Annotated in this window: 11 protein-coding genes; 5 read left to right on the top strand and 6 right to left on the bottom strand. The window is 66.7% G+C overall.

The window, feature by feature from the left end:
• The 3 genes from L978_RS10000 to L978_RS09990 form a co-directional block, all read left to right on the top strand.
• A partial coding sequence (locus L978_RS10000; RefSeq protein WP_047522908.1) for a DUF7507 domain-containing protein occupies positions 1–943 on the top strand: 943 nt, incomplete at its 5' end.
• A 340-nt stretch (positions 944–1,283) separates the two neighbouring features.
• Positions 1,284–3,239, top strand: coding sequence for a DUF7507 domain-containing protein (locus L978_RS09995; RefSeq protein WP_047522907.1), 1,956 nt, complete (start codon positions 1,284–1,286; stop codon positions 3,237–3,239).
• Entirely contained in the window at positions 3,199–3,612 is a 414-nt protein-coding gene (locus tag L978_RS09990; RefSeq protein ID WP_442921817.1) for a DUF7507 domain-containing protein, read from the top strand. The genes L978_RS09995 and L978_RS09990 overlap by 41 nt, the downstream gene beginning before the upstream one ends.
• A 418-nt stretch (positions 3,613–4,030) precedes the next feature.
• Here L978_RS09990 and L978_RS18360 read toward each other — a convergent pair whose 3' ends face one another.
• The 5 genes from L978_RS18360 to L978_RS09965 form a co-directional block, all read right to left on the bottom strand.
• Positions 4,031–4,582, bottom strand: coding sequence for an alternate-type signal peptide domain-containing protein (locus L978_RS18360; protein ID WP_052193540.1), 552 nt, complete (start codon positions 4,580–4,582; stop codon positions 4,031–4,033).
• The gene (locus tag L978_RS09980; protein ID WP_081997002.1) at positions 4,579–5,220 is read right to left on the bottom strand and encodes a signal peptidase I; all 642 of its coding nucleotides are present in this window, start codon (positions 5,218–5,220) and stop codon (positions 4,579–4,581) included. Before L978_RS09980 ends, L978_RS18360 begins: the two co-directional genes overlap by 4 nt.
• 111 nt (positions 5,221–5,331) lie before the next feature.
• A complete protein-coding gene (locus tag L978_RS09975) occupies positions 5,332–5,871 on the bottom strand; it encodes an alternate-type signal peptide domain-containing protein (protein ID WP_047522905.1) in 540 nt (179 codons plus the stop codon).
• 129 nt (positions 5,872–6,000) lie between these two features.
• Positions 6,001–7,320 (bottom strand): RICIN domain-containing protein, encoded by a 1,320-nt coding sequence (locus tag L978_RS09970; protein ID WP_047522904.1) that lies wholly within the window; start codon positions 7,318–7,320, stop codon positions 6,001–6,003.
• A gap of 1 nt (position 7,321) precedes the next feature.
• Positions 7,322–7,891, bottom strand: coding sequence for a hypothetical protein (locus L978_RS09965; protein ID WP_156118274.1), 570 nt, complete (start codon positions 7,889–7,891; stop codon positions 7,322–7,324).
• Between the two features lie 301 nt (positions 7,892–8,192).
• On the opposite strand from L978_RS09965, the gene L978_RS09960 reads away from it, so the two are divergent.
• Entirely contained in the window at positions 8,193–12,707 is a 4,515-nt protein-coding gene (locus tag L978_RS09960) for a DUF7507 domain-containing protein (RefSeq protein ID WP_052193535.1), read from the top strand.
• Positions 12,704–13,135 (top strand): hypothetical protein, encoded by a 432-nt coding sequence (locus tag L978_RS18930; RefSeq protein WP_052193533.1) that lies wholly within the window; start codon positions 12,704–12,706, stop codon positions 13,133–13,135. Before L978_RS09960 ends, L978_RS18930 begins: the two co-directional genes overlap by 4 nt.
• 7 nt (positions 13,136–13,142) lie before the next feature.
• On the opposite strand, the gene L978_RS09950 is transcribed toward L978_RS18930, so the two are convergent.
• Positions 13,143–13,766, bottom strand: coding sequence for a helix-turn-helix transcriptional regulator (locus tag L978_RS09950; RefSeq protein WP_047522902.1), 624 nt, complete (start codon positions 13,764–13,766; stop codon positions 13,143–13,145).
• Between the last annotated feature and the right edge of the window lie 211 nt (positions 13,767–13,977).

The raw sequence follows: 13,977 nt of genomic DNA, 5'->3' as shown, positions 1-13,977 counted from the left end.
CAACGCGACGACCCCGCCGGGAGTCGATCCGATCACCCCGCCGACCGACACCGAGACCACCCCCACGCCGGCAGCGGCAGCGGGCCTCGCGATCGACAAGGTGGCGTCGTTGAACGACACCGATGACAACGGTCTGGCGGATGTGGGGGAGACGATCGATTACTCGTTCGTGATCCTCAACACCGGCAACATCACAGTGACGGATGTTTCCGTCGATGACCCGAAGGCGGGTGCAGTCACCTGCGACCCGATCACGCTCGCACCGGGGGAGTCGGTGACGTGCACGGCGGACAACCCGTACACGGTCACGGAGCAGGACATCATCGATGGTGGTGTGGTGAACACGGCGACCGGCAACGCGACGACCCCGCCGGGAGTCGATCCGATCACCCCGCCCACCGACACCGAGACCACTCCCACTGCGCTCGCGGGGGCAGCGATGACCCTCGAGAAGAGTGCGTCGTTGAATGACACCAACGGCAACGGCCTCGCAGACGCCGGCGAGACGATCGACTACTCGTTCCTTCTCACCAACACCGGCAACATCACCCTGACCGACGCATCCGTCGATGACCCGAAGGCCGGGGCGGTCACGTGTGACCCGTCCTCCCTCGCGCCCGGCGACAGCGTCACGTGCACGACGGATGCGCCCTACACGGTGACCGAACGAGACGTCATCGACCGGGGTGTTCTGAACACCGCGACCGGAAACGCGATGACTCCGCCGGGTGTCGACCCGATCACTCCACCGAGCGACACCATCGTCACCCCGACCGGCCCGGTGCCCTCGAACCCCGGCGGTGGCGGCGATGGAGGGCCGTTGGCGAATACGGGTGCCGACAGCCTTGCCGGCGTGCCGGTCGCTCTCGCGCTCGTGTTGCTCGGAACGGCGATCTTCGTCGTCACACGACGCAAGAAGAACACGAGATCAGACGTGCAGTAGCGACCGGAGACAGGCGGTGGGCGGGCGCATCCTCGACGGGATGCGGCCCGCCCACCGCTTTTTCGTCGGCGTCCTCACGCCGCGGACGGATGCGTTCGCGGCACTTTTCCCTATTCCTACTGAGCGGGCGCACCGCAACTACTGAAGATCTCGAAAGCACCCAGGATCGGCCATTTTGCGTTGGTAGTTTTCGATGATCTGTGCTCAACAAGAGCGAATCAGAAGTACTTCCCTGCACGAAAGGTGCCTTCTTCATGAGAAAACGAAAATCACGAGCCCGATAAGCATCGTCGTAGCCCCGGCGAGCTTCGCCGCTCCCGTCGTCGGTGACGACGGCCTGGTGGTCGAGGTCACGCCGACCCAGGTCGAAGAGGCCGACGCCGACGGCTTCACGCTGACGATCACTGACGACAATCTCAGCGGTGCGGTCTTCGATTCGTACCAGGTGTCGGGGCTCCCGACCGGATGGTCGGTCGTCGTCGACGGCGCAGCGGCAGAGATCATCTCGCCGGACCCACTGATCTACTCGGTGCCTCGCACGCACACCGAGTTGCGCATCGTTGCTCCGTCCGACTACGTAGGCACGCTGAGCGGCGTCAAGATCGCACGTGACTCCAACGGGCCGAACCTCGTCACCGATTTCGACAACGGCACGTTCGACTACCTCGGCCAGTCATTCCCGGAGCTCCCTGCCGCCAGCACGCCGTATGAGTACCACAACCCGACCACAGGTGGCACGGGCTACTGCAACGTGGCCGGACAATGGGCGCCCTGCGACGGCGCGTACACCGTGTGGCCGACGGCGAACATGAACGGTCCCGGCCTCAACCACAACAACCAATGGGCCGATCTGCGCTCTTCGACGAACATGATGCCCGATGCGGGAACCACGCTCAGCACCCTGGTGTGCGGCGCTGACCCGCTCGTGAACCCGACCTCGCACGACTTCCAGCTCACGAGCGTGCAGTCGGCTGCGTACGGGAAGATCCTGGTCGTCAACGGCTCGAGCGAGCTTCCGGTACCGCACGACCTGCTCACCACGACCATCACCGGTCTCGAGCCCGGAGCAACATACTCGGTGAGCGCCAACATCGCCAACGTCAGCTACAGCCCGCTCGACACGGCGCCGGTGCAGTCCGCTTTCTACATGACGGACACCGAAGAGACGAAGATCATCGGCTCGTCTCTTCCGCTCGACAAGCAGAACACGCCGACCAATCCGACCGACGGCAGCGCCTGCCTGAACGCGAACACGGTGTGGGGCCAGAACTCAGGCACTTTCGTCGCCGACCCGCTCGGCACCGCGACCATCGGTCTGCGCAACTACGCGGGCGGTGGCTTCGGCAACGACCTCGCCGTCGACAACCTCGCGCTCGTCAAGATGGCGACCGTTGCGTTCGACCTCGAGGTCTTCGAGACGCCCGAGCCCGCGATCGCGCTCGACAAGGACTACCTGGTCGTCGACGATGTCAACGGCAACGGGATCAACGACCCGGGCGACGTGATCGTCTGGACCTTCGATGTGACCAATACCGGCAACGTCCCGCTCGAGAACGTCACCGTCGATGACCCGCTGCTGCAGGACCTAGGGATCGCCGTCATCTGTGACCCCGCTCCCCTCGCCCCCGGCGAGTCGGTGCTCTGCCGCTCCGAGGAGTACACCATCACCGACGCGGATGCGGAAGCCGGAGAGATCCGCAACGTCGCCACCGCCACGGGTGAGGTGCCCCCGGGAACTCCGGGTGAGCCGGAGAACCCGGTGAGCCCCCCGGACGAGGTCGTCATCCCGATCGACCCGACTCCGGTCCCCGGCATTTCGCTGGACAAGGACTGGGTCATGGTCGACGATGCGAACGGCAACGGGATCAACGATCCGGGTGACGTGATCAAGTGGACGTTCGCGGTGACGAACACCGGCAACGTGCCTCTGGACAATGTCCGCATCGATGACCCGCTCCTCGACGGTCTGGGCGTCGCGATCACGTGTGACCCGACCTCGCTGGCCGTCGGAGAGTCCGCCGTGTGCGAGTCGGAGAACTACACGATCACGCAGGCGGACGCCCGCGCGGGAGAGATCCACAACGTCGCGACCGCGACCGGTGAGGTGCCCCCCGGAACTCCGGGAGACCCGGAAGACCCGGTGAGCCCTCCGGACGACGTCATCATCCCGCTCGTTCCGCTCGTGGCCGGTCTGGAGCTCGTCAAGTCCGCGCAACGACACCAACGGCAACGGCTGGGCAGATGCCGGCGAGACGATCGATTACTCCTTCGAGCTCACCAGCACCGGCACCGCTGAGCTGACGGATGTCTTCGTCGACGACCCGATGCTGGCCGCAGCCGGTATCGCGATCGAGTGCCCGCAGACCACACTCGCCCCGGGCGAGTCGATGACCTGCCACTCCGAGAAGGGCTACACCGTCACGAAGCAGGATGTGGCGAACGGCTCCGTCGACAACGTGGCGACTGGCCACGCGTCCGTTCCCGAGGGCGTCGACCCGATCACGCCCCCGACGAGTGAGACGACCACTCCCGCCAATGAGATCACGTATCTCGCGTCGACGGGTGGAAGCAACCTCGGTCTCATCGGAGGCGCGGCTGCGCTCCTGATGGTCGCGGGAGGAGTGCTTCTCCTCGCGCGTCGGATGAAGAGCCAGGCGATCACCCTGTAACCAGAGTCTGACCACACGACAGAGCGGCGTGCCACGTCTACCGACGCGGCACGCCGCTCTGTCGTGCTTCCGGCGGGGAGGCAGACGCGTCTCAGCGGGGACCGGACATTGCCGCTCGGGCACAGGGGGTACTCATCGACGAGGAAGGTCCGCGTCGCGGATGCGGAATTGCGCCGCATCCTCTACTTAAGTCCAGGCAATTTTGGATCAAGGTGTGGCGTGCTCTGGTGATGTTGTGGATGGGGAGACGGGGACGCCCGTCCGCACCCTGATACCCGGAACGGGGGGTTCCGTGTGTCGGGTGGGCGTCTTGGGGAGGCGTCAAGTGAGGTGGCCTTGTCGGGGGGAGGCAAGGCCACCAACCCCGCCGCCTGACGTCGAGCATGGCGACCTGGCGTCGTTCCGCGATCGGAGCGGATCAGTCGATGGTCTGAGTGACGGTGAACGACAGATCGCCGAGCGTTGCCCGACCGTGCATGGCCGCGTTGTCGGTCGCGGTGGTGCCTCCGTCGGGCCAGACGATCGTCGTCGTGACGAGGACTGTCTGCGTTCCGGGCGCCGCCACGAAGCTCAGGCCCGGGCGGCCATCGAGGGTGTGCGTGGCTGAGGCCGCCAGCAGGTCCGCCAGCGCGACGTCCGCCGCCGCACCGGGATCCGCCGCGGAGATGGATGCGGGGTCGAGCAGGATCTCGCCGTGAAGGTTCTCCCCGTGCGCCGTCAGCTGCATCGTGGTCTCGTGGATGATCGTGTCGCCAGGGGCGATGCGGTACCCATCCAGCGTGATGACCGCGCCGGTCTCGTCCCTCCAGACGCCGGAGGAGGGGACGGAGAGCTCAAGATCGCCCGCGGAGATGACGGAAGCCAGGGGGGCGAAGCTCCCGTCGCTCCAGGCGGCGAGGGTGCCGGCGCCTCCCATGAGAAGGGCGATTCCTGCGGCAGCTGCGAGGGCGCTCTTGGCGATCTTGTTCACGATGTCCTCCGGTTTCGCTGAGAGTCGGACGCGTCGGCGGCAGTGGCGGCGTCTCTGCCGCGGCGTCGTTCTGTCACCGCTCGCACCACGGTGATCGTTGCATAGAGGAAGAGCCCGCCCGCGATCAGGGGGATCAGCAGGGCGCGGACCTCGCCGTTGAGGATGCTCTGCACCCAGCCGAGACCGGGGACGGCATAGAGGATTTCGCCTTTCAGCTGCACTTCGCGGACGGCCTGCACATCGGGATCGGGATTGTTGTCGCCCTGCGTTCGGAAGACGTGTTCACCGGCCCCGTTGACGGCGACCTCGATCACGCGGTGAGTGACGACCGCGGGCTTGCCCGAGTGCAGCTGGAACGTGATCACATCGCCGACGCGGATGTCGTCGGCGGGGGTCGGTTGCACCACGATGAGGGTGCCGGGCGGGTAGGTCGGTTCCATCGAGGAGGTCAGGACCGCGAGCGGGGTGGCCCCGAGAAGCGCGGGCACCGCGATCGTCGCACCGGCGACGAGGAGCAGCCCGACCAGGACGAGCATGCCGATCCCGTGGCCCACGAGGTCGACAGATCGACGGAGGATGCCGGTGGGGCGGGGGTGCGCCACCGCGATCGTGAGCGTGGTCATGGCGGTTCCGTTCATCGAGGTTGTCGAAAGGGAGGGGTGCCGGGCGGGGTGGGGTTCCCCGCCCGGTGGGGGACCGGGCGGGGGTGCGCCCGGTGGGGGACCGGGCGGGGGTGCGCCCGGTGGGGGTCAGGCCTGGGTGGCAGTGATGGCGAAGTCGGCGAGCGAGACGCTGCCGAGCTTGGCCAGGTTGTCGGCGGCCGCGGTTCCCGACGGCCAGCTGATGGTCACGGTGACATCGACAGCCTGAGGCGTCCCCGTCGCCGTGAAGGAATTGACTGCCGAGCCGTTGACCGTGAAGCTCGCCGAATCGGTCAGCAGAGCGGCGAGTTCAGTATCGGCCGCACCCGCGGTGGCGGGGGAGATGGAGGCCGTACCGATGCCGATCGTGCCGGTGAGGTTGTCACCGATCGCCGTGACGTCGACTGTGGTGTTGTAGGTGAGGACGTCACCAGGGACGGCGCGGAACGTCGCGAGGTCGATCGTCGCGCCATACTGATCCGTCCAGGTGCCGGCGGTCGCATTCGAGAGCGTCAGGGTTCCGGCGCTGATCGAACCGGTGGTGCCGGCATCGATCGTGTCGTTCCAGTAAGCGAGGGTTCCCGCGCCTCCCATCAGGAGGGCGATTCCGGCGGTGACGGCGATGGAGCTCTTGGCCAGCTTGTTCATGTGGGTTCCTTTGTTAGGGGTGGAGGTCGAAGCTTCGGTCTTGCTTGCTTCATTGGAGAGACGTCGGGGAGGCGGATTCATAACACCCCGGACGAGATCTTTCGGGCAGATGGTCGAGCGGGTCAGGTCTCAGGCGAATCCGGATCCGCATGCGATGTTCGTGCCGGTCGTGACGGCCGTCATGCCGCTGTAGAGCACGTTGCCGACGGCGTCCACGACGCGGAGGTCGAGGGTGCCGTCACCCACGAGGAACATCGTGCGGGGGAGGCCGTAGGTCTGGGCGGTGAGGGTGGTCTGCGTGTAGACGTTCGTCCAGGGGCCGTTGCCGACTCTGTTCTGGACGGTGTAGGCGCGGTTGCCCAGCGGCGTCTTGAAGTTGAAGTACATGTAGGTACCGGTGATCGAGCAGGTCAGGGGATCCCTGGTCAGCGTGAACTGCTGGGCGGTGGCGTTACTGCAGGTCGTCAGCGTGTTCTGTGTCTGACTTCCCGCGGTCAGGCACAGGCCGGTATCGGCATGCACCACCTGGTAGTTGGTTTCGGTGACCTGTTCGATGCGCCAACTCGATGCAGACGATCCGGGCGTGGTGAGCACGCTCTTGGCTGCGGTCTGGCCGACGGAGAGTTCGGCCGCGTGCTTCGGACGGATGCCCGACTGCCCGTTCTGGGTCGGGTAGATCTCGAAACGCTGATTGGATTGAGCGGCGCAGGTCCAGGACCCGAGCACCGTGCCCGTGGTCGTACCGGAGGCGGACGCGTCCAGACACTGTCCCGTGTTGGCGACAGAGCGGATCGTGAACCAGTTGTTCTGATTGGCCACCCGCGGGATCGTGGCGAGGGGGTAGAACGCCTTGGTGCTCATCGTCGCGGCCGACGGCTTCGATACGGACCAGGATCCGGTGGTGAGTCGCGCCGCGGCGGTGGCCGTCATGCTCTGGGTGCCCGACGCCGTCGCGAGCGCATCCGGATCCGCGGCCCAGGAGCGCACGCAGTAGGTGATTGAAGCTCCGGGGGCGAGCGGTGCGCCGGGAAGGCTCGGGAATGCGGCCCACGTTCCCTGCGCGGCGTTCGCGGGCATGGACTCCGCGGTGCAGGCTGCGACGGATGCGGCAGGCCACACGAAGGCGTAGATCTGAGCGGCGGATGCGCCGGTCGCCGAGACACTGAGCGTCGCCGTACCCGCTGCCCCACCCGTGTTCGTGATGGTGAACCCACCGCGCTGATCGGTGGTGCTGTGGGTGAAGGTCGTGCCGAGCGTGTTGAAGCCGGATTGCGTGATGGCCACAGTCGGGGCGGCGGCGCTCGACGTGGCAGTCGCAGACGCGCTCCAGACGGCGACCGCCGGAGCGGCGCCCACGGTCGCGAGGAACGCGGCGACGGCCCCGATGGCAGCCACGAGCTTCGTGTGGCCCCCGATCCGGGGTTCACGAGGGTGTTCGGTCGTGGTCATCTCATCGATCTCTCTGTGTTGCGCTGACGGTGGCGGTGAAGGAGGCCGACTGGCCTGCCTGTGCGATCGGGGTCGCGTCGTGAAGGGCGAGCTCGAGGCACACGACCACGGATTCCCCTGCCTCGACCGTCGCGTAGCCGGAGGAGCTGTATCCGTGGAGCGCACCCTGCGCGCCGGTGAGGTTCGGAACGCAGGCGCCCGCGTCGGCGACGGCCGTGACGCGCGCCCGCATGTTGTCCTTGATCGGATCGGAGGAGGACACGGCGATCGTCGTCGTCAGGTCCGCCGCGGTGGTCCCGGTGTTGGTCACCGTGAAGGCGCGGGCCTGCGGCGTTCCCGGGACGACCGAATACGCGCCGAGCGCTGCACTGGCGGAGCCGTTCACGATGAGGCCGAGGCTTCCGGCCGTGATGGTGGCACCCGGGACGGTCTGGCTCGCCGAGAGAACCGCCATCGTCGAGCCCGCCGCGGCGAGTCCCAGCGCGACTGCGCCGGCAACGACACCGGCGGCGACGAGCACGGGAGTCCTCCGGGTACGCGGGCGAGACGCCCGCCTGCTGGTCGTCGTCATGTTTTCCTCCGGGTCATGCTTCGTGGTCGGGGGGTGTTCATCAAAGAGACGGGGAGCGTGCTGGCTCATAACGCCTGGGACGGTGATCGCACCGAGGATCTCTACCGAAATGTCGCCTCAGCGCACCGTCGCGAACGGTGGCCCACACGTAGGAGTGAGCCGTTGCACACGCAGACGACAGCTGCACCACCTAAGGGAGTGCCGCCGTCTCGGAATGGCGTGACAGAGAGATCTCATGACGGCTACGCAACCGTTCGAAGAAGGGGCAGATATCAGGTGCGTGCGTGGCTACGATTCGAGCATGATCAGGAGAAAACGGCCGCAGTTCGCTGCGGGTCGTGCGAGCGATGGTGCACTGACCGCGTCCTGGGGGTGCCGCGCGCTCTCGGGAGCTCTGGCTCTGCTTCTGGGCGTGGCCGGATTCACCGCGGCCGCGACCGCTCCTGCGAACGCTGCTCCCGGATCGCCGGGCACGCCGCAGGCGGCGAACGTCCTCTATGAAGAGGACTTCGAGAACGTTGCGAACGGCTCGATGACGCTGCTTCCGAGCTACACGAGCGCCAGCGGTCTGCAGTATCAGGCGGACAACGCCTGGCTGATCAATTGTAACGGCGTCGTACTCGACGCGACGAGCGTCGGCAACGCGCCCAACTGCGGGATCATCACGGACCGGCTGCGGACGTTGTCCCGGGCATTCGGCATCTTCAACAGCGACCCGAATCCGGCGCTGAACCACTCGTTGTCCGCCTATACGGACAACGGATCGGGTGGGGCCGCGGACCCGGGGCCGAACCTGGTCCAGTTCGCGACCACGACACCCATTACCTTGCCGCCCCACGAAGGCAAGCGCTACCTCGGCTTCAGCGTCGACGGCGCGGTCGACAACTACAACTCCAACCCGCCGCAGTACCAGTTCTACTTCGTCCAGGGGGGAGTGGAAACGCCGATCGGTTCACCGATCAACGGAGGGACCGACCCTCGAGGGACTGTTCTCAGCGTCGACGGTCGTGGCATCCGTGTCGGTTCGTACGCGACCGACGCGGCGGTGGCCGTCACGGGGAACTCGGTGGGTCTCGCTCTCCGGAACCTCGTCGGGACGGGTGGCGGCAATGACGGCGCCATCGACAACATCCGCATCCTCGACATGACACCTCAGCTCGACAAGTCGTTCAGCCCGACGGCGGTGCTTGCCGGAGGAAGCTCGACGCTGACGTTCACCGTCACGAACACGAGCGAGCTCGGGGCCAAAGGAGGCTGGAGCTTCGTCGACAACCTTCCCGCGGGACTCTCTGTGGTTCCCTCGACGGCGGCGACGACCTGCAGCAACGGCACCGTGGATGCGCCGGGTGGCGCGACCAGCATCACGGTCACGGGCGATCTCCTCCAGGGACAGAGTTCGTGCACGATCACGGTCGACGTGACGTCGCCGGTGAGCGGATCCTTCACCAACGGTCCCGACAACATCGTCGGTGACGGCGTCAACGACCCCGGAACCTCGACCGTCGACTTCGTGTCGCCGGCGGTCGCGCTGACGAAGTCCGCGTCCACGGCGACGGCGGACACCGCCGGTCAGACGATCACCTACACCTACTCCGTGACGAACACCGGCGACATCGTTCTCTCGGGTATCAGCATCGATGAGTCGTCTTTCACGGGGACCGGCACGCCACCGTCCGTCGTGTGCCCTCCCGGTGCGGCTTCGCTCGCACCGGGAGCGACCGTCGACTGCACGGCCGTCTACTCCGTGACCCAGACGGACGTCGACGCGGGGCAGCCGATCGTGAACACCGCCACGGCCTCGGGGACACCACCTGTGGGCAGCCCCGTTGTCTCGGAGCCCTCGACGGCGAGCGTGCAGGTCGAAGACGCGCCGGCCGTGGCTCTCGTGAAGTCCGCTACGCCCAATGATGCGGCGAGCTTCACGGTCGGCCAGGTCATCACATTCTCGTTCGTCGTGACGAACGCCGGCAATGTCACTCTCACCGATCCTCAGGTGGATGAGACTCAGTTCGACGGTGCCGGTTCCATTTCCGCCATCGACTGCCCCGCCGGGGTGTCGCTCGCTCCAGGCGCTCAGACGACGTGCACGGCCACCTACACCCTGGTTCAAGCCGATGTCGATGCCGGATCGATCTCGAACGAGGCGACGGCGACGGCTACCACCCCCAGCGGATCGACGGTCGACTCTCCGCCGTCCAGTGTGTCCCTGCCCGCCGACGCGGCGCCGTCGATCGAGCTCGCCAAGGCTGCGGACACGACGGCCTTCCAGAACCCCCCGCGGGTCGGAGACGTCGTTACCTACCGCTTCACGGCGACGAACGCGGGCAATGTCACGCTGCACGATGTGGCGATCACCGACCCCCTGCCGGGCCTGTCGGTGCTGACCTATGACTGGCCGGGCGTTCCCGGCGATCTCGGACCCGGACAAGCCGTCATCGCCACGGCCACCTACGTCATCACCCAGGCAGACGTGGATGCGGGGCACGTCGCCAACTCGGCGTTGGCTTCCGCGACGCCGCCGGTCGGTCCCGGCATCGAGTCTCCGCCTGCAGAGACCGACACGGCGATCACCACAGGCCCGCAGTTGATCCTGGACAAGACGGCCGACGACTCCGCCGTCCAGGATCCGGCGCAACCCGGCGATGTGATCACCTACACGTTCACCGCTACCAATACCGGCAACGTGACACTGACCGGCGTGGAGGTGACCGATGTGCTTCCCGGGCTCTCGAGCCTGGCGTATGACTGGCCAGGCGCCGACGGTGTTCTCAAGCCGGGGGACACGGTGACAGCCACGGCGACGTACGGGATCACGTTGGCAGACATCGATGCGGGGCATGCGGCGAACTCGGCGACGGCCACGGGTTCTCCGCCGAGCGGCCCTGTGATCTCCTCGGTGCCGTCGGAGACGGACACGCTGCTGGAGTCTGCACCGGCGCTGACGCTGACGAAGCTGGCGGATACGTCCGCTCTCTCCGACCCCGTTAAGGCGGGTGATGTGGTCACCTACGGCTTCACCGCGACCAACACCGGGAACGTGACGCTTACGGGGGTCTCGATCGTCGATGCTCTCTCGGGTCTCTCGAGCCTCACGTATGACTGGCCGGGCGTGCCGGGCACTCTTGCCCCGGGGGATGTCGTGACGGCGACGGCGACCTATTCGCTCTTGCAGTCGAACATCGATGCCGGGCACGTGGCGAACTCGGCATTCGCGAGTGGGACGCCCCCGACCGGGCCGCCGGTCGAGTCCCCTCCCGCGGACACCGACACGACGCTTGAGGCGGCTCCCGCGATGATGTTCGCGAAGTCGGCGGATTCTTCGGCAATCCAGAACCCTGCCCAGGTCGGCGACGTGATCACCTACGCATTCACTGCGACCAACACGGGCAATGTGACCCTTGTGGGCGTGACGATCGCCGATGCTCTTCCCGGCCTTTCCGTGCTGACGTATGAGTGGCCGGGCGAGGAGGGCGTGCTGCTCCCGACCGACGTGGTCACGGCGACGGCCACCTACGAGATCACGCAGTCTGACATCAACGGTGGGTACGTCGCGAACACGGCGAGCGTGACAGGCACTCCGCCGACCGGACCGCCCGTCACAACGCCGGAGTCGGAGACCGATACGCTTCTGCCCACCGTCGCGTCGCTCGCCGTCATCAAGTCGGTCACGCCGACGACCGCGAGCCAGGCCGGCGACGTCGTCACCTACTCGTTCGTGGTGACCAACACCGGCACCGTGACGATCACCGACTTGTCGATCGACGACACCACGTTCAGCGGGACGAATCCTCTTCCGCAGGCGGTGTGCCCCGTCGGCCCGCTCGGCCCAGGAGCCGAGGCCACCTGCTCGAGTTCTTACACTGTGTCGCAGGAGGATGTCGATGCGGGAACGGTGACGAACACCGCCACGGCGACGGGGCTCGATCCTCTCGGCGCGGAGTTGACGTCTGCGCCTTCCGCTGCTGACCTCGCCATCGCGTCGACGCCGGCTCTTTCGCTCGTGAAGTCCGCGAGCCCTAGCGATCCTGATGAGTACCAGGCAGGACAGGTCATCACATACTCGTTCGTCGTGACCAACACCGGCAACGTGACGATCGCCGATCTGTCGGTGGAGGAAGCGTCGTTCACCGGAACCGGGCCGATTGGGGACGCGACGTGTCCGTCCGGTGCCGCGTCACTCGCGCCCGGCGACCAGGTCCTGTGCACCACGACCTATACCCTCACGCAGGCAGATGTGGACGCCGGGTCGCTGACAAACTCCGCGACCGCGACAGGTACCTCTCCGGTCGGTGTGCCCGTGACCTCCGAACCTTCGGAGGTCACGATCCCCGCCACACCGCGTCCGGAGCTCGCGCTGGTGAAGTCGGCGGACGTCTCCTCGATCACCGCTCGTGGACAGCTGATCACGTACTCCTTCGACATCAGCAATCTCGGGAACGTGACGGTGAACGATGTCACCGTCGAGGAGGTCGACTTCAACGGTTCGGGCGCCCTCAGCTCCATCCAGTGCCCCGCGGAGGCGTCGGCGCTCGCCCCGGGTATGACGGTCACCTGCACGGCGACGTATCGGGTGACAGCGCTCGATCTGACAGGCGGCCCGCTATCGAACTCTGCGACCGCCTCGGGAACGACGCTCGGAGGAGCCCCCGTCTCATCGCCGACATCGACCGCGGTCATCGCCGTCGATGTCTCGCCCGCCCCGCCGAAGCTCCCCGACACCGGAGCGGTGTTGAGCTGGTCGCTCATGCTGAGCGCCCTCGGGCTGTTGATCGCCGGAGGCGTGCTCCGGCTCGCCCGTCGCAAGGAGGCATCATGAGACGTGTGTGGAGCGGTGCCCTCCTTGCCTGCGTGATCACTCTGGCCTCGACGGGGATGCTGACCGGATGCACTTCTGAGGATCCGGTGCCGACGACGGCAACCCCCACGGATGCCCCCACAGGCTTTCCGGCCATCCCTGAGGGGAGGGGGGTCATCGCGTCGACCATCATGACGAAGGTGACTTCCGAGCCCGGTGCGACGGTCGTCGCCGAAGGTACGGTGACGATGCCGGAGGGGGAGGCCGGTGCGATCGCAATCTCGGTGAGCTGGGTCGATCGGGCGACCAGTGCGGTCTACGCTCGCGGGGTGACGGTGGTGGACGGGCTCGCAGCGGGGGAGCAGAGCGAATGGACGATCTCGGCGGAGCTGCCGGAGTCGGCGACCGAGGTCACGACGGTGCTCGGCGCGGTCATCGTCGAAGAGTGAAAGCCTGTCACGCCGGCTCGTCGGGCACGAGGCCGTCTTCGACTGCGCGCCGGAAGAGATCGACCTTGGTGAACGCCGGACGTCCCGCGGCGATGTATTTCAGGCGGATGCGCTTGATGTGGTCCACGACCGTGTTCCGCGTGATGCCCAGAGCGTGAGCGACGTGGGCGGCGGTCGCGCCCGTGGCGTACAACTCCAACACCTCCGCTTCCCGGGGTGACAGGGTGACCCCGGGGGCCGAGTGAGGGTTCCGTATCTCGACCCCCGCGCTCGACTCCCCGGATCGACTCCGCTGGGCTGCACGAATCCCCGCGATGACTCGATGAAGCGGGTCTGTCTTCCGTATCGTCTCCACGGCTCCGGGTTCCGGATGCTCGGAGGTGGATCGGGCTCGCGCCGCGTCTGTGAAGAGCAGGACGCCGATTCCCCGCGACAACAGCGCCGTCACCGCGGCCGCCTGCGCCTGAGGATCGGCGATCGCGGGATCGACCAGCACCACGTCCGGTGTCGTCCCGGCAGACAGAAGCTCGCGAACGCTGCGTCCCGAGCCGATGAACGTCATGTCGGGCTGTGCATTGACCAGGACCGTGATGCCCAGCACCAGTGCCGGCCGGCTATCGATGATCCCCACGCGTATCGGCACGCCTCAAGAATCGACCGTCCGCGCCGCCCGCGATCGCTGTAGGCCCTGCAATGCGTACACCACGAGCCTGACCTTGCGTACTCCAGGCACGGCGATGCGTATGTCGTCATGGGGCGCCACGCCAGGGCTGGACGGCCATGGGGGGAGGGGGAGATGAGCGGACGTCCAGCCCTGAACATCGTTGTTGTGACATAGTACG

This window comes from Microbacterium sp. ZOR0019 (assembly GCF_000800925.1).
Lineage (GTDB): Bacteria > Actinomycetota > Actinomycetes > Actinomycetales > Microbacteriaceae > Microbacterium > Microbacterium aurugineum.
This window is presented reverse-complemented; position numbering and strand designations above follow the sequence as displayed.

Excerpts from the sequence above, each read along its gene's own strand:
- L978_RS09980 (WP_081997002.1), bottom strand. The coding sequence starts at position 5,220 with ATGAACGGAACCGCCATGACCACGCTCACGATCGCGGTGGCGCACCCC.
- L978_RS09975 (WP_047522905.1), bottom strand. The coding sequence starts at position 5,871 with ATGAACAAGCTGGCCAAGAGCTCCATCGCCGTCACCGCCGGAATCGCC.
- L978_RS09970 (WP_047522904.1), bottom strand. The coding sequence starts at position 7,320 with ATGACCACGACCGAACACCCTCGTGAACCCCGGATCGGGGGCCACACG.
- L978_RS09965 (WP_156118274.1), bottom strand. The coding sequence starts at position 7,891 with ATGACGACGACCAGCAGGCGGGCGTCTCGCCCGCGTACCCGGAGGACT.
- L978_RS09960 (WP_052193535.1), top strand. The coding sequence starts at position 8,193 with ATGATCAGGAGAAAACGGCCGCAGTTCGCTGCGGGTCGTGCGAGCGAT.
- L978_RS18930 (WP_052193533.1), top strand. The coding sequence starts at position 12,704 with ATGAGACGTGTGTGGAGCGGTGCCCTCCTTGCCTGCGTGATCACTCTG.